Raw genomic sequence first — 21,618 nt, 5'->3', positions numbered from 1 at the left:
TGATAAAAATTAGGTAGGAGACCCCAGTGATTCGATCGCTCATTCGAGGCCTGGCGCTGGCTGTTCCGCTCGCGGCCGCGGCCTTGCCGGCCCGGGCCGGCTGGCCCGACAAACCCGTTACCTTAGTGGTGCCTTTTCCGCCGGGCGGCTCCAATGACATCGTCGCCCGCATCATCTCGCGCGATCTGGCCAAGGCGCTGGGCCAGCCCATCATCATCGACAATCGCGGCGGCGCCGGCGGTGACCTGGGCGCTGCCTATGTAGCGCGGCAGAAGCCCGACGGCTACACGCTTCTGATCACCTCTTCGACCTTCGCATCGAATGCGGCCATCCGCCACAACCTGCCGTTCGATCCGATCAAGAGCTTCGCGCCCATAGGCTCGCTCGCGCACAGTCCGTTGATCGTGGCGGTGAACAACGAATTCCCGGCGTCCTCGCCGCAGGAGCTGATCGCACGCATCCGCGAGCATCCTGGTAAGTACAACTACGCCTCGAGCGGGATAGGCAGCCTCAACCAATTCAGCGCGGAGTTGCTGAAAGTGCGGGGCGGCGACTTGCAGATCGCACATGTCCCCTACAAGGGCGTCGGGTCGCTGGTCAGCGATCTCATCGGCGATCGGGTGCAGGTTTATATCGCTAGCGCGCCTGTGGTGCTGCCCATGGTGAATGATGGGAAGATCAAGGGCATAGGCATTACCAGCCTGGCGCCCAGCCCGGTCGCGCCCGGTTTGCCCACGATTGCGTCGGCGCTGCCCGGTTACGAATACGAGACGTGGTGGGGCGTGCTCGCTCCCGCCGGGACGCCCGCTCCCATCGTCGAGAGAGTGAATGCTGCATTGAACGAGGTCGTGGCTGATCCGGAAATCAAGACGCAGTTGCTGAAGCAGGGCGCCGAACCCATGGGCGGTACGCCGGCGCGATTCGCCGCGTTGATCGCCAGTGAAATCAAGCGCCTGCGCGAGCTGGCGGCGCAACAGCATATCGTCGAGCAATAATCCACCCGCCCGTCGTGACGCGGCCCCGAACGTCCGGCTGCATCGCAGCGCCGGATATCCAACCGGGAGTGATTTGACGGCCATGCCGCGTCATCTGGTTTCGAACTCGACGATTACCGCCGCGCCGGGGACAACACCGGTCGCGTCCTCGCCCAGAAATTGACCCTCACGCTGGGCCAGTCGGTCATCGTCGAGAAAGGGCGGCGTCATCGGCGCCGACTACGTGGCCAAGGCGGCGCCGGACGGCTACACCATTATGCGCGGTGCGTCGGCATTCGGCGTGACCACGCCCATGCTGCTGGTGGTGAAGGAAGGCTCGCCGATCCGCACCCTGGCGGATCTCGTCGCCGCCGCCAGGGCGCGCATGGCCGAGTTGCGGATGTCCCGACCCTTGCCGAAAGCGGATTCCCTGGCCTGGGGATCCTGGAGTGGAACGGCGTCTTCGTACCGGCCAAGACCCCGCCCGATATTGTCGGCAAGCTGTCCGAGGCTGTGCGCAATGCCGTCGCCGATGCGGCGGTGGCGCAACGTCTGCGTGGTACCGGCATGGACCCGGTCGGCAATTCACCCGCTGAGTTCGCCGTTTTCGCGCGCCATGAAAGCGAACAATGGCAGGCACTGGTAAAGGCGCGCGGGATAACCGTCAATTGAGGAGGGGGACGCCGCGGCCCAATAGGTATATATGCCTGCTAGTCATAAGCATGATCCCTGCCCGTTAAAGGCGCCTATGCACAATGGACGATGAGCTTGAAGGTCACGACATCGTTCGGGGAGGGCGCAGCAACAGCAGCCGTGCTGTCTGATTTCCGCAACCTCTGTGATAATAATAATAATAATTCCCATTTTCTGCCTGCACCGGGCTAGTCCTTGGCTCGATACTCGTCTGCTGAAGGGAATGCCTTATTTTCCTTTGGCAATCGCTGATCCGTGCTTGAGCGCTACTATCGAGAATTGTTGGGTTTTCTTGCCCGCGCCGTGAAAGACCGCGACACCGCGGCTGATCTGGCGCAGGAAAGTTACGCCCGTGTGCTGGCGGCGCGCCAGGGCGGCCAGCTCGTGCAGAACTCGCGCGCGCTGCTGTATCAGATCGCCCGCAACCTCGTAATCGATCACCAGCGGCACGCCGACGTGCGCGCCAGCGTGGAAGTGCCCGACGCGCAGGCCGAGGCCGACGCGGCGTACGCCAGCCGCAACTCGGAGCCCGAGACTGCGGTGTCGGCGCAGCAAGGGGTGGCGGCGCTGGCTGCCGCCATCGACAGCTTGCCGCCGCGCTGCCGCGAGGCGTTCATGCTCAACCGCTTCGACGGCATGACCTATGCCCAGGTCGCGCGACACATGGGCGTCTCGGTCAAGGCGGTGGAGCAGCACATCAAGCACGCGCTGGACGCCTGCGAACGCCGCCGGGCGCAGGCGGCCGGCGCGAGACAGGCGCCCGCCGTCGTGCGCAGAAAACTGAGCCGATCCCGACATGATTGATAACAGGCTAGGGTATATGGCGGCTCGCACGTCTACCTGGATAAAAAGCACGATCCCATGAGCACCCATCCCATCTTGCCAGCCGACGATTCCCGCGCACGCGAGGAAGCGCTGGACTGGTTCGTCCGGCGCCGCAACGAGAACTTCGGTGCGGAGGGGGAGCGCGCCTTCCAGACCTGGCTCCTCGCCGATCCGGCGCATCGGCAAGCCTTCGACCACTGGCAGCGCGAATGGCAAGCGTTCGACGACATTGCACCGGACATGCGTAGCCTGTTGCAGCGCAATCTGGCACATGACCAGGCCCTGGATGCCGATACCGGCGCCGGGCAGGCCGATCCGCAGGCCGTGGCCCCTGACCGACAGCGGCCCGTGCAGCAGCCCATGCCTTTGCGCCGCCGCATCCTGGCGTCAGGGCTGGCCGTTGCCGGCGTGGCCACCGTTACCGGCGGCTCGGGTCTGCTCGTTTGGAACTACTGGCAGGCCCGGCCCCTGTACAGCCAATCCTTCCACACTCGGCGCGGCCAGCAGTCAGAAGTCTCGCTGTCCGACGGCACCCGCCTGCGGCTCGACACCGACACGCGGCTGGAGGTTGCCTACTACCGCCAGCGCCGTGAGGTGGAGCTGCTCGACGGCCAGGCGGTGTTCGCCGTCCAGAGCGATGCCGGGCGGCCTTTCCACGTACTGGCCGGTCCCATGCGTATCACTGTCGTCGGCACTCGCTTTTCCGTCCGGCACACGCCGCAGATTCCCGGCGGCGGGGGCGTCCACGTCGCCGTGGAGAAAGGCGCCGTGCGAGTGGAGCGCATCGACGCGCCCACGGGTGCATCGCCGGTCGGTGGCGGAGGGCAAGCCATCATCCTGTCGGCGGGGCAGCAAGTGTCGAGCGACGAGGCGGGCGTACTCTCCGCCGTGTCTGTCGTCGACGCGGGCGGCATCGCTCCCTGGCGCGACCATCGCGTGCGGTTCGACAACCAGCGGCTGGACTATGCGCTGGCCGAACTCGCCCGCTACGGCGACCCGCAACTGCTTATCCGCGACCCCGCCGTCGCCGCCCTGCCCATCACCGGCGTCTTCGACCCGCTTGACATGGCCACCTTCCGGCGCGTGCTGCCCGCCTCGCTGCCGGTACAGTTGAAAGTGGCTGGCGGCGGCGCGGTAGAAGTTGTGCTGGCGCGATAGCGTCCGCGGCGCCGGGCAAGGCAGGGCACTCGCAGCACGGCGCTTTTTTATGAAATTGCCGGGAAACGTCAACCTATCAAGATCGGAAATAAATTGTGACATATAGGGGCTAGGGTATCCAGCGGATGGTTCGTCTTCTTAAATAAGAATCATTCGTTTTTGTTTCTGGATCTGGAGAAACCCATGCCCTTTTCCTCGCTGCGCCACCCGGTGCCGCTTGCGCTTGCCGTCGCTTTGGGCATTGCCGCCGTCTCTGCCCATGCCCAGGGCATGGCCGCCGGCCTGCCGGGCGAACCGGCAGTTTTCAACCTTGCTGCGCAGCCGCTAAGCCAGGCGCTGAGCAACTGGGCGCTGCAAACTGGCGTGCAACTGATCGTGCAGCCCGCCCTGGTGGCCGGCAAAACCGCCCCGGCCGTGTCGGGCACATTGACGCCGGGCCAAGCGCTGGACCGGCTGCTGGCCGGCAGTGGATTGATCGCCGCGCGGGAGGGGGCTGCCGTCGTCATCAAGGCTGCTCCGTCTACCGGTGGCGACATGGCGACGCTGCCGCTCGTGACGGTGACCGGCAATACCACGCCGCCCGAGACTTACGCGGGCGGGCAGGTCGCGCGCCGCGGGCGGCTGGGCATGCTGGGCAATGTGGACGTGATGGAGGCGCCCTTCAACATCACAAACTACACTTCGCAGTTGATGGAGGACCAGCAGGCTGGTTCGGTGCTCGATGTGTTGCGCAACGAGCCCTCAATTCGTGAATCGTTGCCGGGCGGCGCTGTCAGCTCATCGGCCATCAAGATTCGGGGTTTCTCGGTCGCCACCCGGGATGCGACGTTCGACGGGCTGTATGGAATGACGCCATATTGGGGCGATCTTCCGACGGACTTCGCGGAAAGGGTGGAAGTGCTGAAAGGCCCGAGCGCACTGCTGTATGGTATGTCGCCCTATGGCGTGGTGGGCGGTTCCGTGAATATCGTCCCCAAGCGAGCGGGCGATGACCCGCTGACGCGCCTCACGCTGGGTGTCGGGTCGGATTCGCTGTGGAAAGGCCATGTGGACATGGGCCGCCGCTTCGGCGCCAACGGCGAATGGGGCCTGCGCTTCAACGGCAGCTACAGCAACGGTGAGGGCTATATCCACGATCAGAAGAAAGAGGGCAGCACCGGCGCGCTGGCGTTGGACTACCGGGGTGAGCAACTGCGCCTGACGCTGGACGCCTATCGCGTGCAGCAGAGAATGCACGGTGCTTCGCCCCCCTTGGTCTGGGTCGGCAACGGGATGACTTCGATGCCCGCCGCGCCCAGCGGCCGGACGGACATCCTTCCGGGTAGCCCCGGAAGCACGGAGACGACGGAAGCGGCGATCCTTGGCGGCGAATACGACTTCAACGACCGCTGGACCGGCTACGCCAAGTTTGGCATGCAGCATGGCACGATGAAGGGAGTCATGCCAGGATGGATTTCTAATCTGCAAGCCAATGGCGATGCCGACGTGTATGCCTATGCCTGGCCTACCAAGACCAGGACACAAAGCGCCGAGACGGGTTTACGCGGCCGATTCCAGACCGGCCCGGTCAGCCATTCAGTGTCTTTGAGCGCGTCGTATATGAACCGGGATAGCTGGGTGGCCAGAGCAACCGGCGCCACCCAATCGACCAACATCTATGCGCCGGCGCCCATCCTCTCCTGGCCCGTCTCGCCGACCGACATTCCGAAGGCGTCGGAGAACACGCTCAGTGGGGTGGCCTTGGCCGACACGCTGGGCTTCATCGACGACCGCGTGCTGCTGACGCTGGGCGAGCGCCGACAGCACGTGAAGGTCGACAATTTCGATGCCAACAGCGGCGCAGTGACATCGCGCTACGACGCCAGCGCCTGGACACCGATGGCCGGCCTGGTGGTCAAGCCGGCCGACGATCTGTCGCTCTACGCCAACGTCATCCAGGGCTTGTCGCAAGGCACGACGGTTGGCAGTACTTACCAGAATGCCGGCGAGGTCTTTCCACCCTACAAGACCAAGCAGGTCGAGGTGGGAGCCAAGCTGCAAACGGGAAGCTTCACCAACACGCTGAGCGTGTTCCAGATCAAACAGCCCAGCACGACAACTGACAACAGCACTTCGCCGCTGCCCACGCTGCGCCTGGACGGCGAGCAGCGCAACCGCGGCATCGAATGGGCAATCTTCGGCGAGCTGACGACCGGCCTGCGTGTGCTGGGTGGGGTGACCTATTTACAAGGTCGATTGACCAAAACGCAGGATGGCCTGTACGACGGCAACCAGGCGCCCGGCTCCCCGCCTTGGTCCGCCAACCTGGGCCTGGATTGGGACGTGCCCGGGGTGTCGGGCCTGGCGCTGAATAGCCGGGTGATCTACACCAGTGCGCAATATCTGGACAACGCCAACTCGGTCAAGCTGCCGCCGTGGACGGTGCTGGACTTGGGTGCGCGTTATGCAACCAAGCTGGGCGGCAAGGATGTCGTGTTCCGTGCCAACGTGAACAACGTTTTCGACAAGCACTACTGGGGCGTCTACGCCAACGGCGGCGCCATCGTCGGCGCACCACGCACCTTCTGGCTGTCAGCCTCCATCGATTTTTGATCGAATCGTGCGTCAGCGCTTGGCTGGCAAGCGCTGGCCGCCATTGTGTCCGAGAGCAAGGAGTCGACCCGAACCATGCTTGTCCTTTCCGCCTTGGCGTTCACTATCCTGGGCTGCGCCTGCCTCTACCTTGCCAGCCCGAATCAGAAATGGTTTGAACGCGAATCGTCCAATCGTCTCTTGCTGGCGGCCGCCTGTCTGCTGCTGGCGGCGGGACTTGCTTCATGGGTCGCGGCCTTGCGGCCGCTGTCCGGCCTGTTCGTGATGCTGCATGTAGCAATGGTCTGCCTGTTCGCCTTTCCCTATGCCGTCGCGCTGCGCCGCGCAAGGAGGTCCTGACATGGCTGCAAAGATCCGCCCCGACTGGTGGGCCAAGACCAGCGCCGGCGCTATCCTGGGTTTCGGCCTAGGGCTCTCGTTGGCCGGTCTGTTCGTCTATTTGGCGATAGGCAATCCCGCGGCCACGCCGGCCGGCCATTACGGCCTGTTGCGGCATATGGTGGCGTTTATCTGGATTCTCGTGTTCGGCCTGTGCTTCCTGTTCCGCAGCGGCTCGACGGCTTGGCTTTGGTTAGGCGTGGCGAACCTGGTCAGCTTCGCGGCGCTGTTCGCCTGCCGCTTCTGGTTCTTTGCATAAGGGGCGCCGCATGATCCGTTCTGACATCCTCCGCATCTACAAGACCGTCCACACCTGGACGGGCATCACCTGTGGCTTTGCGCTGTTCATTGCCTTCTATGCCGGCGCGCTGACCATGTTCCGGGAGCCGATCGCACGCTGGGCCTCGCCGCCCGCCGTGGGCGCGGCGGCCGTGCCGCTGGACGATTCAGCCGAACTCATCGAGCGGGTGGCGGCCGAGCACCCCGAGGCACGGGAGGAAGGCATCACCCTGCATCTGCGCGGTCACGAGAACGAGCCTGCACGGGTGACCTGGGTGGAAGATACGCCGCACGCGCCCGGCCAGCCGCATGGGCATGTCCACTGGTGGGGGACGCTCAAGTCCGACGGCACGCTGCTGACGAAGCAGGAGGAGCCGTCCGAATTGGCCGAGTTCGTCGATGAGGTTCACAGGCAGGTCGGGATTCCGGATCCATGGGGGTCGTATTTCATGGGCATGGTCTCGTTGCTCTACGGGGTGGCGCTGATCGCCGGCGTGATCATGCTGTTGCCGACGCTGGTGGCGGATTTCTTCGCGCTGCGCGTGGGCAAGAACCTCAAGCGCATGTGGCAGGATGCGCATACCATCGTCGGCATCACGAGCCTGCCATTCCACATCGTCATGGCCGTCACCGCCACGTCGTTCGGATTCGGCGCAGTGCTCTGGTCGGCGCAGGACAGCGTGATCTACGGTGGCAAACAGTGGTCCGTGATCCAGAAATTCTGGGCGCCGACGAGGCCGCCCAAGCCCACGGGTGAGATGGCCCCCATGCTGCCGCCCGCGCAATTGCTGAAGCGCCTGCAAGCGCAGGCGCCGGGATACGCCCCCGATGCGATGACCTTTTACAATACCGGCGACATATCTGCGGCCGTCAAATTTTCGGGCGCCGAGCCTGGCTACGTAGGGGACACTTTTCTCACAAGCGTCACCCTCAGCGCCGTGAGCGGCGACATGCTCGGCGATTTCAGTCCTTCACGGCAGGAGCCGTGGTGGCGAATCGATATGGTGATAGATGGCCTGCACTTCGGCCAATATGGCGGCACAACGATCAAGTGGGCCTATTTTTTCCTCGGCCTCGCGGGAGCTTGGCTGTTCTATAGCGGCAACCTGCTATGGGTGGAAACGCGCCGCAAGCGGGCGCGCAAGGATGGTGAAACGCCGCAGCAACGCCGCGACACCTACTGGCTTGCCGCCGGCACCGTAGGCGTGTGCCTGGGCTGCGTAGCCGGGCTATCGGCCACCATCGTGGCGGCCAAGTGGCTGCACGGGCATGTGGGTGATCTCAACCGCTGGCACGAAGTCGTCTACTACGCGGTGTTCTTCGCCTGCATCGGCTGGGCGTTCGCGCGCGGTGCTGCTCAGGCGTCGGTGGAATTGCTGTGGCTATGCGCGGCCGCGACGGTGGCGATCCCGCTGACCACGCTGGGTGCGCTGCTGCTCCCTTCGCTGGGTATATGGGCGCATGGAAGCGCCGCGACCATAGGCGTGGACGTGGTGGCCTTCATCGGCGCTTGGTGCTTCGCCTGGATAGCGCGGGCCACGGCACGGCGCGTGAAACATGGCCCGGCGGACAGCGTGTGGTCGGAGCAACGGGCGAGGCAGACGTCCGCTACGCGCCCAGCGGTGCGGAAAACCTAGCCACGGCAAACGAATTGCTGTGGATGCCAAAGTCTGAAGGCGCCCACTAATCTCTACGTGCCCTGCCTGGAAGCCTTCTACCCCAAACTGAACCCGGACGCCATCGTAGTCGCCGACAATATGAACAAGGCTGCGCAAGCCGGTTTGATGGCGTCACACCAGTGGATCTTGTAAGGCCGGCCGGCCCAGCTATATCGGGCTTGAAGGGCCTGTGTTCTGCCAATTGCGGCAGCCCCCCTCCGCCTTACATCTCAGTGTCGTCCCGAATGCCGCTCCGCCATATAACGGCCTGGCGAGGTGCCTAGCGCCTTTCGAAACATAGTCACGAAACTAGGCACGTTCTCGTAACCGAGGTCGGCAGCAACCTTCTGGATCGAAGCGCCGCCGGCCAGCCACTTCACGGCCAGCACAACGCCGAGCTGCTGGCGCCAGCGGCCGAAGCTCATGCCGGTCTCCCGGCTGATTAGTCGGATCAGGGTCCGCTCGCTGATACCTGCTCGCTTCGCCCAGATGCCCAACGTTCCCCGATCCGCCGGCGAGGCCATCATCTCGTCGACGATCCTGCGTAAGCGGATATCGACCGGCATCGGCAGATGAAGGTCTTCGACCTGCGCCGCCGCCAATTCGTCAAGAAGTACGTTCACCAAGCGCGAGTTAGCGCCTTCCTCTTCATAAAGGTAAGGTAGCTGCGCGGCGCGGGTGACGAGTTCACGCAGCAACGGTGTCACCGAAACGGCGCAGCATACCTGGGGCAAGCGGGCGTCGACGTACGGATCGACAAACGCGTTATAGCCCTCAAGCGCACCCGTTGCCTTGACGGCATGCAGCGCCCCACCGGGTATCCAAAGGGCGCTGCGCGGCGGCACGATCCAGAGTCCGCCCTCCACCTCGCAACTGAGCGCACCTCGCTGCACGATCAGGATCTGCCCCTTCCTATGGCTGTGAAGGTCGATCTCGAGCCTTCCCACTTCTGCCATTACGACACCCAAGGCCACGATGGGGCGAGGCACCGCATCAGGATCGATCCACTGGGACTCTTCGGGGATGGCACTCAGGATGGGCATGGCTCGCTATAACAGCAAACTTGCAATGGCGAGATAGCATAACATTTTGGCCAAACTTCGGAATGACGCCAAAACAAGTCCCGGTTACGTTATCGGCATTATGAGCGGAGCCCCTAGCGCCTCCACGATCTGTACGACTGCTTCGAGGAGCCTGACTTGCGGAATAAATCAATCAAAACCGTCCTTGTTTCTGGGGCGAGTATTGCCGGCCCATCAGTTGCGTTCTGGTTGGCTCGTTACGGCTTTGATGTAACCCTCATTGAAATTGCGCCTGCCGTGCGTAGCGGGGGATATCCGATCGATCTGCGGGGCCCCGCAGTCGACGTTGTTGAACGTATGGAATTGCTTGAAGCACTTAAGGCCGCGCACGTTGATACACGACGCATCATCATCTTCGATCCGACTGGCGAGAAGGTGCGGGTCGTGGAAACCGGGGGGCGTAACGATGAACAGGCGCGTGACCTGGAGGTTCGTCGTACCGATCTTACGTCGTTGCTGTTCGACAAGACACGCAACGATGTCGAATATCTCTTCGGGGAGTCAATCGTCTCACTATCCTCGCATGAGGGCGGCGTGGACGTAGCCTTCCGGAGCGGAAAGCAACGGAAGTTCGACATCGTTATCGGCACGGACGGCCTGCACTCCAATACGCGAGGCTTGGCGTTCGGCACCGAGCATTCGTTCGAGCGTTATATCGGCCGCTGCTATGCCGTGTTCTCCATTCCCAACTACATCGATCTCTCCCACGAGGGGCTCATTTCGATGAATGAAGAGAAGATGGCAGCGCTCTACCCCGCTGGGCAGAGCGACGTTCTGCATGCGCTCCTGGCATTCAAATATGACGAACACAAGGTGCAGGAACTGCTGACGGCCAAAGATCGGCGAGAGATTGTCGCCGAACGTTTTGCGGGTTGGGGCTGGGAGGTGCCCCGCATGATTGAAATGATGAGGGAGTCCGATGACTTGTTCCTCGACACGATGAGTCAGGTGCGCATGCCTTGTTGGTCTACCGGACGGGTGGTGGTGGCTGGTGATGCGGCCCATGCGCCTACATTCCGAAGCGGCCAAGGGTCGAGCCTCGCGATGATCGGAGCGTACATCCTAGCCGGCGAGATCGCGTCCAACGAGGACCGCGCCACCGCGTTCGCAAATTACGAAAATATCATGCGGCCATTCGCCGAGGCCAATCAGGCGCTCGCCTACAAATACGATCCGTCGCCGGAGGAAAAGATGAGCGCATACAAAGCGATCACGCTTCCTGACTACTCAAGGCTGAAGGTGAATTGAAACCGCTGGGTTTAGTAAGGGCTAGCCCAAATGATCTTCTATACCCACGTGCAGCGGGGTGTCGCTCGGATCCGATCGAAAATCTAGAGGCGCCGCCGACTTATCTACCGCGACGACACTAAAGGCCGAAACCGGGAGAGCAAAAAAATGATCACGACGCGCGAGGGGGCATCAGCAGAATCGCGACTGTACGCTGGTATGGGAGGCGCGGGCAGAGTCACTCGGCACTCGACGAGGCAATCTACATCGTCGACAATGATCGCCGCTTTATGCACGCTCTACACGGACGTCGGGGACTCGAATGGCTATTCTCGCCGCTATCGCAATGACTGCTGCTATCCAGTCAGGAACTCCATCGCAGACAGTGCAGGCGGACATCGCCGCACCCGGTCCCGCGGGGCCCTTGCAAGGCACGCTATCTTCGCCTGCCAACCAAGGCGTCCCGGTGGTCCTGATCATTCCGGGTTCGGGCCCAACCGACCGGAACGGCAACAGCCCAGACGGCCTTCGGGCTTCGACGTACCGGCTGCTCGCCGAGGGGCTTCTAAGTCACGGCATCGCGTCGGTTCGAATCGACAAGAGGGGCATGTACGGTAGCGCGTCGGCGATACCTGACGCGGATGACGTCACGCTGGACGACTACGCGGCGGATGTTCACTCGTGGGTGGCGAGTATACGAAAACACACAGGCGTTTCCTGTGTATGGCTCTTGGGCCATAGCGAAGGCGGATTGGTGGCGCTGATAGCCGCACAGCGTACGCCCGACATTTGCGGCTTGATTTTGTTATCCACGGCAGGACGCCCGCTCGGAGAAGTATTGAGAGAACAACTGCGCTCTAATTCTGCGAACGCCCCCATCCTGGACAATGCCATGTCGGTACTCGACGCCCTCGAGGCCGGGAAAACCGTGGACGCGACAAAGATCGATCCGCGCCTTATGCCGTTGTTCCGGCCGCAGGTGCAGCGCTTTCTCATGAGTGAATTGACACTTGATCCAGCAACCCTTCTGGCCGATTACGCCAAACCAGCGCTCATTATTCAGGGGCTGCGGGATCTGCAAGTCAGCCCCCGCGATGCGCAACGACTCAAGCAGGCATATCCCCGAGCCGAACTTGTTCTGATCGCCAATGCAAACCACGTTCTCAAGTCCGTTCACACAGCAGACCGGAATGAAAATCTCGCCGCTTACTCGGACCCAGCCCTACCTCTGGCAGACCATGTTGTCGAAGCGATTTCAACATTCGTGCACAACCGAGCGGTGAGCCAGCCCTAAGCCGAATCAATCAAATCGTTTTTCCGTAGGAAGTTGACCTGGATATGCGGCCATCCAGAGCAAAAGGCCTGGATTGAAACGTTTGCGCGGATCGGGCGCTTGGGAGCCAGTCCATCAGCCGCGAGTGCGACTCAGAAAATGGGCTAAAAAATGGCCTTGAATCGCGTGGGCTGTACGCGGACGTCAATGAACGTCGCTGAACGAAAAAAAGGCCGAAAACAAAGTTTTCGGCCTTTCTCAATCACCCATGGACGTTGCTGGATGTCCATGGACAAAAATCCTGGAGCGGGAAACGAGTCTCGAACTCGCGACCTCAACCTTGGCAAGGTTGCGCTCTACCAACTGAGCTATTCCCGCGTTTCTATCGTCAGCGATGACTGCATAAGCAATGTCTCGCTTCGATAAGTTCGCCGCTTCGAAAAGCGGCGAGAAAGAGATTATACACAGATTTTTTGGTTTGTCGCGCGCCGGGCCATCAAAACATGAAAATGGCGCCTACTGCGTCTACGTCTACTTCTCGATGGCCGCGCGGTTGCGCTGGACCACGTCCTTCCACAGCGCGATGTCCTTGTCGATGAACTGCTGGAATTCCTGCGGCGTTTCGCGCTTGAGCACGATGCCGCTGCGGTCGGTCAGCGTTTCGACGATGCCGGGATCGGCCAGGGTTTCATTGACGGCGGCGTTGATCTTGGCGACGACGTCGGCCGGCACGTCGGACGGCGCCATCAGGCCGTAGTACACGCCCAGGTTGTATTTGGGATAGCCCAGCTCGCCGAAGGTGGGCACGTCGGGCGACAGCGGCGAACGCTTTTCGCCGGAGATGGCCAGCGGCACCACGCGGTCGGACGCGGCGTCGCCCAGCAGGGGGTTGATCAGGACGTCGACCTGGCCGCCGAGCAGGGCGCTCAAGGCGTCGGCGCCGCCCTTGTAGGGGATGTGCGTCATCGAGATGCCGGTGACTTCGTCGAACAGGACGGTCGCCATGTGGGGCGTGCCGCCGATGCCCGACGAGCCGTAGTTCAGCACGCCGGGATGGGCCTTGGCGTAGCTCACCAGGTCGGCCAGCGTCTTGAAGCCGCGCTGCTTGTTGACCTTGAGAATGACCGGCCCGATGCCGACGTACGCCACGGCGCGCAGGTCCTTTTGCGTGTCGAATTTCAGGTCGGGATACAGGGCCGGGGCGATGGCGATGCTGTTGGCCACCACCAGCAGGGTGTAGCCGTCCGGCTTGCTGCGCGACACGTAGTCGGCGGCCAGGTTGCCGCCCGCGCCGGCGCGGTTTTCCACGATGATGGACTGGCCGATCTTCTGCGAGAGCTTGCTGGCGACAGTGCGCGCCACCATGTCGATGCTGCTGCCGGCGGAGAAGCCCACCACCAGGGTCAGGGGTTTCTCGGGAAAGGCGGCGCCGGCGGCGGCGCTGAAGGCGAGGGTGGCCGCGGCGGCAGCGGCGCCCAGGAGTTTGCGGATGATCGTCATGGTCGGGATCCCCCGGAGATTTATCCGGTTATGGCAGTTGCGCCCCCGCGCCGGTCAGGCCGGGGACGATAAACATATGCGTTGATGCACTGCCGCATATAGTAATTAATTATTTCATTGCGAACCGTTATAAGCATATGAAATATGCGGTTGGTGGTCAGGTAGCCGGCTATCCCCCGCCGGCTGCCGTGCTTGGGCCGTCCACAACCCGCCGGGCCTCCCGATCACCCCTCGACATAACCCAGCCGGGCATCCCTCGCCCGCGCCTCGCCGTCGCGCTCGACGGGCGCGCCGTAACCGCCGCCCCCCGGCGTGCGCAGCGTCACCTCGTCCCCCGGTTGCAGGACCTGCGGCGTGCGCGAGTCGATGGCCACCCCGTTGATCAGCACCGCGCCCGGCGCGCCGTCGCCGCCGCCGGCCAAGCCGGGCGCGGCGATGCGGATGCGTTCGGTCAGGAAGACCACGCCCAGCGGCGTCGGGTGGCGGTTGACGTAGCAGACCTCCTCGCCCAGGCCGCCGCGCCAGGCGCCGTCGCCGCCCGATCCCGGAACCAGCTTCTTGTAGCGGAACAACAGGGGCGAATCGCGTTCGGCCACCTCGATGGGCGTGGGCGAGATATTGCTGGGCCAGGACATCACGTTGGCGCCGTCCTTGCCGGCCGTGGCGCCCATGCCGCCGTTGTAGAACAGCACGGTGGCGAAGGGCTTGCCATTGGCGCGCACGCCGCTCATGTTGGTGATCCACACCGGCGAACCGACGCCGGCCATGACGCGGCCGGGCAAGGCCGCGTAGAGCGCGCCGAAGATCGCGGTGGGCACATAGTGGCCGGTGCAGGAGCGGCCGCCCACCGGCGCCGGCGCGACCGGGTTGAGGATGGAGCCGGCCGGCGCCGTGATGCGGACGGGACGGAACAGGCCGTGGTTGTTGGGCAGGTCCGGCACCAGCAGGCTCTTGATGGCGTACTGGGTCATGGCCTCCGTGTACGCCAGCACGCAGTTGATGGCGCGCGGCTGCTGCGGCGAGGAACCGGCGAAGTCGCATTCGATCTCGCCGCCGGCCACGCGCACCGCCACCTGGAAGTGGAAGGGCTCGGCGAAGCCGTCGGTCTTCATGCCGTATTCATAGACGCCGTCGGGCACCGCCGCGATCGCCTTGCCCATGGCCTGCTCGCTGCGGTCGAACAGCGCATCGGCGAGGTCGTCGACGCCTTCCAGGCCGTATTCGGCCAGCAGCGTGGCGACGCGGCCGGCGATCAGTTCGGTGGCCCCCACGTGGCACCAGATGTCGCCGGTGGTCTGCTCCGGCGTGCGCACGTTGGTGCGCAGCAGGGTCAACAAGGTCTCGTCGGGCTCGCCGGCGCGCAGGAAGTGCATCAGCGGCATGTGAAAGCCTTCCTCGTACAGCTCGCGCGCGTCGACCGAGCGGATCTTGCCGCCGATATCGGGCACGTGGCCCGCCGTGGCCGCGAAGCCGATGACCCGCCCGTCATGGAAGATGGGCTTGACCAGGCAGACGTCGTTCAGGTGGCCGGTGCCGATCCAGGGATTGTTGGTGACGTAGACGTCGCCGTCGCGCATGCCGGCCAGCGGGAAGCGCGCGATCGTGGCGCGCACCGTCTTGCCCAGGGTGCCGATGAAGGACGGGATGGCGCCGGCATTCTCCGCCAGCGTCTGGCCGCGCGAGTCGGTCATCACCACGGCGAAGTCGTTGGCCTCGGAGGACAGCGTCGAGAACGAGGTGCGCACGATCAGCTTGGCGGCCTCGCTGACCACGGAGCGCATGCGGGTCCAGAAGACTTCCAGGAAGATAGGATCGGAGGCCGGGTCGACCTTGGCCGGTTCGCCCGCGGCCGATGAACCAGCCACCGGCGCGGCGCCCTGGTCCGCCGTCTTCCGATGGCCGCCCGCGGGCGTCTCCTCGATGGTGACGACCAGGTTGCCGTTGACGCTCATCGCGACCCGCGCCAGTGGTCCCACCACCAGCGTGGTGCTGGGCTCTTCGATCAGTAGCGGGCCCTGTGCGGTGAAGCCGGGCGAGAGCTGTTCGCGCCGGTAGACCGGCGTGTCGAAGTAGCGGCGCTCTTCATGGAAATACACCTGGCGGCGCGCATGCGGCGCCGGCGCGGCGCCCGCCGGCAGCGGCGCGGGTTCGAAAGGCTGGCGGGGCGGCGCTTCGGCGGTGGCGCGCAGGTTGACCAGTTCGATCGGCACGTCCGGCGGCGTGCGGCCGAACTTGCGTTGGTATTCGCTGCGGAAGGCCTGGTCCAGCGCGGCGCGCCAGGCGTCCTCGCCGGTGGCGTCGTCATGGCGATAAGGGCCGGCGGGCAGGTCCACCGTCAGGTTGAAGCCCTGGCCGATGAAGCGGCCATCGGCGCGGCGCTTCAGCGCGATGGGGCCGAAGGTGTCCGCCAGCGATTGCAGCGATGCGCGGGCGCTGTCTTCCAGCGCCGCGTAGGCCTGCTCGATTTTTTCGATGGGATCGCTGGCGGGCTTGAAGCTGACCGTGCGCGAACGGTCGGCGCGCGCGGGCGCCACCAGCAGGCCGAAGGCCGACGCCACGCCCGCCTCGGGCGGGCAGATGATGGTGCGCACGCCGATCTTGCGCGCCACGTAATAGGCATGCAGCGGACCGCCGCCGCCCGTCGCCACCAGGATGAAATGGCGCGGGTCGCGGCCCCGTTCGGCCACGTGGACGCGCGCGGCCGCGGCCATGTTCTCGGCCACGATGTCGTGCACGCCCCAGGCCACGGCGGTGCGGTCGCGTTCCAGTTCGCGCGCCAGCGCGTCATAGCCTTGCGCGGCCAGCGCCGCGTCGATGGCCAGCGTGCCGCCGGCGAAATATCCCGCGTTCAGATAGCCCAGCGTCAAGTTGGCGTCCGTCACGGTGGGCGCGTCGCCGCCGCGGCCGTAGCACATGGGACCGGGCTCCGAACCCGCGCTGCGCGGGCCCGCCTTGAGCAGGCCCAGTTCGTCGCGATGCGCGATGCTGCCGCCGCCGGCGCCGATCTCGATCAGGTCCACCGTGGTGATGTTGATCGGCATGCCGCTGCCTTCCGCGAAACGCTTGCGGCGCGCCGCCTCGAAACCGAAGGCGATGGAGGGGCGGGCGTCTTCCACCAGGCACAGCTTGGCCGTGGTGCCGCCCATGTCGAAGGCCAGCAGGTCGCGCTGGCCCTCGCGCAGGCAATAGTGGGCGGCGGAAATCGCGCCGGCCGCCGGGCCCGATTCCAGCAGGGCGATGGGGTGGGCGCGGGCCTCGTCCAGGTGCGCCAGGCCGCCGTTGGACAGCATCATCAGCACGTCGGTGTCCAGGCCCAGGCCGCCCAGTCCGGTCGCGAGCGTGCGCAGGTATTGCTGCGCCATCGGCTTGATATAGGCATTGGCGAGGGTGGTCGACATGCGTTCGTATTCGCGGATCACCGGCGCGGTTTCGGAGGACAGCGTCAGCGCCAGGCCCGGATGCCTTTGCGCGATGGCCTCGGCCAGGCGGCGTTCGTGGCTGTCGTTCACGTAGGCATGCAGCAGGCAGATGGCCAGCGATTCGACGCCGGCGGCGACCAGGCGGTCCACCGTGCGCAGCGCATCGTCGATGTCCAGCGCTTCGAGTTCGGCGCCGGCGGCGTCCAGGCGGCCGCCCACCTCGCCGCGCAGGTCGCGCGGCGCCAGCGGCGCGGCGCGGTCGAGCTGCAAGTCGTACAGATCGTACTTGCGCTCGTTGCCCATCTCGATGATGTCCATGAAGCCGCGCGTGAGCAGCATGCCGGTGCGCGCGCCGCGCCGTTCGATCAGGGCGTTGGTGAACAGGGTGGTGGCGTGCACCACGCGCTTGACGTCGGCCGGCGCGATGGCCGCGCTTTGCATCAGGCGGCCCACGCCGTCGATGACGGCGCGCGTGGGGTCGGCGTGGGTGGTCAATACCTTCAGGCTGTGCTGCCCGCCGCTGTCATGATCCTGGGCGACCAGGTCCGTGAATGTTCCGCCGATGTCGATGCCGATTGCCCACTGCGCCACGCCTTGCTCCTGAAATGGGTCATGAACCCGTTTTCCGGCGGGGCGCAAAGGGAAGGCGCCCCGCGGAGAGAAGGGAATTGTAATGAATCCCTTTCGTCAGGAACCAGCGAATGGCTTTATGCCGATACAAATAGGGAAAGAGCGGGTCGTGAGCCTCGATCCGGCTTTTGCGCGGCGACGCCATGCATCGATCCCGGCATGGCCATGCATCAGCTTATCCCGGACCCCGCGTACAGATTCTCCCGTTTCAGCACATCTTCCGGCCGCCCGCTCGCCAGCAGTCCGCCGCGTCCCAGCACGAACACCAGGTCCGCGCCCCTTACCGTCGACAGGCGGTGCGCGATGACCAGCGTCGTGCGATGCCGCATCAGCGCGTCCAGCGCCTGCCGCACGTGCGTTTCGCTCAGCGTATCCAGGTGCGAGGTGGCTTCGTCCAGGATCAGCACCGGCGCGTTCTTCAGGAAGGCGCGCGCGATGGCGATGCGCTGGCGTTGTCCGCCCGACAACTGCATGCCGCGCTCGCCGACGCGCGTGTCCAGCCCTTCGGGCAGCCGGCGCACGAAGTCGCTCAGCGCGGCTTGGTGCAGCGCCTCGGCCAGTTCCGCATCGGTGGCGCCGGGATGGGCCAGGCGGATGTTGGCGGCCAGGGTGTCGTTGAACAGATAGGTGTCCTGCGACACCAGCGCCACCCGTTCGCGCAGCGCGTCCAGGTTGAGCTGGCGCAGGTCCACGCCACCCAGCTTGACGCTGCCCGCCTGCGGGTCCCAGAAACGCAGCATCAGGTTCGCCACCGTGCTCTTGCCGGCGCCCGACGCGCCGACCAGCGCCACCGTCGCGCCCGCGGGCACCGCGAAACTCAGGTCGCGCAGGGTCGGCGCGGCGGCCTCGGGATAGGTGAAGGTGACGTGGTCGAAGGCGATGGGCAAGCCCTGGGGTGAGGCCGGCGCCGGCAGCGGACCGTCGGTCACCGGCTCCGGCTCGCCGTGCACGACGTGCAGGCGCCGCGCCGCGGCGATCGTGTCCGCCAGTTGCCGCGACACCTGCGAGATCTCGGAGACCGGCAGGAAGGTCGCGACCGCGATCAGCACCAGCAGCGGCAGCATCCCGGCCGGCAGGCTGCCGGCCGCCACCTGCAAGGCGCCGACCACCGCCACGGCCACGCCGCCCAGGCCCATCGCCAGTTCGAACCACGCGGTCTGCGCCGACAGGTCCGCCAGGATGGCCAGCCTGCGCTGGCCATAGGCCTGCGCCACTTCCAGGAAAGACGCGCGGCGCCGGCCCGTGGCCTGGAAGGCCTGGAGCTCGCCCAGGCCCTGGATGGTGTCCGTGACGTGGGCGCTCATCTCGCCCAGCGCCTGGCGCGCGCTGGCGCCCAACGCATCGACGCGGCGCCGGCCGCGCACCGGCGACAGCAGGGCGTAGCCCAGGAAGGGCAGCAGCGCCAGGGCCACCGGCCAGCTATACACCGCGAGGAAACCCAGCACGCTCAAGGGCACCAGCACGGAAACGATGGCCGGCGCGATGGTGTGGGCGTAGAAATACTCGATCATTTCGACGTCCTGCGTGGCCAGGGCCACCAGGTCGCCGGAGCGCCGGCGCAGCAGATAGGCCGGCGCCAGGCGTTCCAGCTTGTCGTAGAGCTTCACGCGCATGTCGGCCAGCAACTGATAGGCCATGGCGTGTGCCAGCCAGGACTCCAGCCAGTGGAACAGGGCGGCCAGCGGCGCGACCACCAGCAGGGCGGTGACGAGCGTGCCGGTGGGGCGGCCGTCGCGGACCGCCGAGACCACCAGCGCGCTGGCCACGCCCACGCCGATATAGGCCGCCACCCGCGCCACGCCCAGCAGGATGGTGGCGATCAGGGTGCCGCGCCAGGGACGCACCACGGACATGAGGGTGGCGATGACGGCGCGCCAGCCGACCTGCGAGGCATCGTCGCTCAAGGCGCGCAGGCGCGGCGCTGAGGGCGTGTCGCCGTTGGCCTTGTCCGCGTCGTCGTCGGCCACGGCGAGGCTGCCGGCGTCCGCATCGGTGTTGTTCAGGGTGACGGCCGTAGCGCGCCGGCCGCCGGCCGCGGCATCGTCGACAGCGGCAGCCTGGCCCGCAGCGCCGGCAAGACCCGTCCCGCCTTGGCGTGCGCCGCCATCCGATGCCTGCACGCCTGCGTTGCCGGCCCCATGCGCGGCCGCCTGTTCATGCATCAGCGCATGGTAGAGGCCGCCGTTACGCATCAGCGCATCGTGCTTGCCTTCCTCGACGACGCGTCCGGCGTCCAGCACCAGGCAGCGGTCCGCGCCGATGACGCTGGCCAGACGGTGCGCCAGGATGATCGTGGTGCGGCCCGCCATCAGCCTGTCCAGCGCTTCCTGGATGATGGCCTCGTTCTCGACGTCGACGGCGGAGAGGGCTTCGTCGAGGATGAGGATGGGCGCGTCGCGCAGCAAGGCGCGGGCGATGGCGATGCGTTGGCGCTGTCCGCCCGACAGTTGCAGGCCGCGCTCGCCGAGGCGCGTGGCGTAGCCGTCGGGCATCGACAGGATGAAGTCGTCGATGTTGGCCGCGCGCGCGGCGGCGCGCAGTTGTTCGTCGCTGGCGTCGGGCCGGCCCAGGCGCAGGTTCTCGGCGATGGTGCCATGGAACAGCGTGATGTCCTGGCTGACCAGAGCGATCTGCGAGCGCAGCGTTTCGCCGTCCAGCGTGGCGATGTCGTAGCCCCCGATGCGGATGGCGCCGGCCTGCGGCAGATGCTCGCGCAGCAGCAGGCGCACGATAGTGGACTTGCCCACGCCGCTGGGCCCGACCACGCCGACGCGCTCGCCGGCCTCGATGCGGAAGCTCAGGCCGTGGTGGGCGCGCCGCTGCGGGGTATAGGAAAACTCGACCGCGTCGAATTCGATGGTCGGCGAGATCGTGGCGGGCTTCTGGCCGCCCTGGACGGGCGCGGCCGAATCGGCCGGCCGGGCGTCCATCAGCGCATGGATGCCGGCCGCGGCTGATTGCCCCAGCATGCCGCGATGCAGGACGCTGCGCAGGTCGCGCAAGGGACGGAAGATTTCGGTGCCGGCCATCAGGACGATCAGCAGCGCTTCCACGCTCATGGCGCCGTGGCCGACGCGCCAGGCGCCCAGGGTGAGCGCCAGCGCCGCGCCCAGCGTCACGCCCAGGTCGCTGATGCCGCGCGTCAGCAGGCTGACGGACAACACCCAGAAGGTATGGTTGGACAGTTCGCGCGCCTTGTCGGCCAGCCGCTTGCCCCAGGTCTTGCCCTGGCCGAAGGCCTTCAAGGTGGGCAGGCCCTGGACGGCGTCGAGGAAATCCTCGCCGAAGGCATTGAGGGCGCGGGTGCGCGCCAGGCTGGCGCGGCGGTCCAGCATGTGCACGGCCATCGGGCCGAACAGCGACAGCAGGGCCGCCAGCAGCAGCACCGCCGCGGTCGGCGCGTCCCACCAGGCGATGGCGGCGAAGATGGCGAAGGGCGCGGCGATGGAGATCGCCAACTGGGGCAGGTATTGGCCGAAGAAGGTCTGCAACTGCTCCACGCCGTCGATCACCGTCAGCATGACGCCGCCGGTGCGCTGGCTGCCCAGCCAGGCGGGGCCCAGGTCGGCGATGCGGTCGAACAGGCGCGCGCGCAGGACCTGCTGCACCTGCGCCGCGCTGCGGTTGGCTTGCAGCGTGCGCAGGTGGTCGAGCAGGGCACGCAGGACGATCATGGCCACCGCGGCGATGGCCGGCGTGGCCCACTCCGCGGCCGGCGCGCCGGCGAACACGCGGGCCAGGATCTGGCCCAGGAAGATGTACCGGGCAATGCCCGCCGCCAGGGCCAGCAGGCCCAGCAGGATGCCGCCGGCCATGCCGGCGCGCAGGCCGGCGGTCAGGCGCCACAGTCTCGAGTCGAAATACATGGTTTGCTCCCTCTATGCCTGGCATCTTCGCTTAACAATCGCCAAGCAGAAAGCGATAGTTTTT

Annotated in this window: 14 protein-coding genes and 1 tRNA gene; 10 read left to right on the top strand and 5 right to left on the bottom strand. The window is 65.5% G+C overall.

Annotated elements, in window-relative coordinates:
* Positions 1-26 precede the first annotated feature (26 nt).
* From CAL29_RS24205 to CAL29_RS24170, 8 genes are all read left to right on the top strand, one after another.
* Positions 27-995 (top strand): tripartite tricarboxylate transporter substrate binding protein, encoded by a 969-nt coding sequence (locus CAL29_RS24205; RefSeq protein WP_094855486.1) that lies wholly within the window; start codon positions 27-29, stop codon positions 993-995.
* 159 nt (positions 996-1,154) lie between these two features.
* Positions 1,155-1,646 (top strand): tripartite tricarboxylate transporter substrate-binding protein, encoded by a 492-nt coding sequence (locus CAL29_RS24200; RefSeq protein ID WP_094855485.1) that lies wholly within the window; start codon positions 1,155-1,157, stop codon positions 1,644-1,646.
* Between the two features lie 276 nt (positions 1,647-1,922).
* Positions 1,923-2,471: an RNA polymerase sigma factor gene (locus CAL29_RS24195; RefSeq protein WP_094855484.1), complete on the top strand. Its 549-nt coding sequence runs from the start codon at positions 1,923-1,925 to the stop codon at positions 2,469-2,471.
* 57 nt (positions 2,472-2,528) lie between these two features.
* A complete protein-coding gene (locus CAL29_RS24190) occupies positions 2,529-3,650 on the top strand; it encodes a FecR family protein (RefSeq protein WP_094855483.1) in 1,122 nt (373 codons plus the stop codon).
* Between the two features lie 183 nt (positions 3,651-3,833).
* Positions 3,834-6,242, top strand: a complete 2,409-nt coding sequence (locus CAL29_RS24185) for a TonB-dependent receptor (RefSeq protein WP_094855482.1) — start codon at positions 3,834-3,836, stop codon at positions 6,240-6,242.
* A gap of 75 nt (positions 6,243-6,317) precedes the next feature.
* A complete protein-coding gene (locus tag CAL29_RS24180; RefSeq protein ID WP_094855481.1) occupies positions 6,318-6,581 on the top strand; it encodes a hypothetical protein in 264 nt (87 codons plus the stop codon).
* 1 nt (position 6,582) lies between these two features.
* Positions 6,583-6,879 (top strand): hypothetical protein, encoded by a 297-nt coding sequence (locus CAL29_RS24175; RefSeq protein ID WP_094855480.1) that lies wholly within the window; start codon positions 6,583-6,585, stop codon positions 6,877-6,879.
* Between the two features lie 10 nt (positions 6,880-6,889).
* The gene (locus CAL29_RS24170) at positions 6,890-8,536 is read left to right on the top strand and encodes a PepSY-associated TM helix domain-containing protein (RefSeq protein WP_256977706.1); all 1,647 of its coding nucleotides are present in this window, start codon (positions 6,890-6,892) and stop codon (positions 8,534-8,536) included.
* Between the two features lie 251 nt (positions 8,537-8,787).
* On the opposite strand, the gene CAL29_RS24165 is transcribed toward CAL29_RS24170, so the two are convergent.
* A complete protein-coding gene (locus CAL29_RS24165) occupies positions 8,788-9,600 on the bottom strand; it encodes an AraC family transcriptional regulator (RefSeq protein ID WP_094855479.1) in 813 nt (270 codons plus the stop codon).
* Between the two features lie 156 nt (positions 9,601-9,756).
* Here CAL29_RS24165 and CAL29_RS24160 point away from each other — a divergent pair, with 156 nt between their 5' ends.
* On the top strand, positions 9,757-10,887 hold the full coding sequence (locus tag CAL29_RS24160; protein WP_218831893.1) for an FAD-dependent monooxygenase: 1,131 nt from the start codon (positions 9,757-9,759) through the stop codon (positions 10,885-10,887).
* 325 nt (positions 10,888-11,212) lie between these two features.
* Complete coding sequence (locus tag CAL29_RS24155; protein WP_094856883.1) at positions 11,213-12,160, top strand: alpha/beta hydrolase; 948 nt, start codon at positions 11,213-11,215, stop codon at positions 12,158-12,160.
* Between the two features lie 281 nt (positions 12,161-12,441).
* Here CAL29_RS24155 and CAL29_RS24150 read toward each other — a convergent pair.
* The 4 genes from CAL29_RS24150 to CAL29_RS24135 form a co-directional block, all read right to left on the bottom strand.
* Positions 12,442-12,517 (bottom strand) — tRNA-Gly (locus tag CAL29_RS24150).
* Between the two features lie 153 nt (positions 12,518-12,670).
* Positions 12,671-13,639, bottom strand: a complete 969-nt coding sequence (locus tag CAL29_RS24145; RefSeq protein WP_094855478.1) for a tripartite tricarboxylate transporter substrate binding protein — start codon at positions 13,637-13,639, stop codon at positions 12,671-12,673.
* A 224-nt stretch (positions 13,640-13,863) separates the two neighbouring features.
* Entirely contained in the window at positions 13,864-17,649 is a 3,786-nt protein-coding gene (locus CAL29_RS32110; protein ID WP_143277737.1) for a hydantoinase B/oxoprolinase family protein, read from the bottom strand.
* 209 nt (positions 17,650-17,858) lie between these two features.
* On the bottom strand, positions 17,859-21,554 hold the full coding sequence (locus tag CAL29_RS24135; RefSeq protein ID WP_094855476.1) for an ABC transporter ATP-binding protein/permease: 3,696 nt from the start codon (positions 21,552-21,554) through the stop codon (positions 17,859-17,861).
* Positions 21,555-21,618 lie beyond the last annotated feature (64 nt).

It is taken from the genome of Bordetella genomosp. 10 (assembly GCF_002261225.1).
Lineage (GTDB): Bacteria > Pseudomonadota > Gammaproteobacteria > Burkholderiales > Burkholderiaceae_B > Bordetella_C.
Note: the sequence above shows the minus strand (reverse complement) of the source record. Positions and strands in the feature narration are given on the sequence as shown.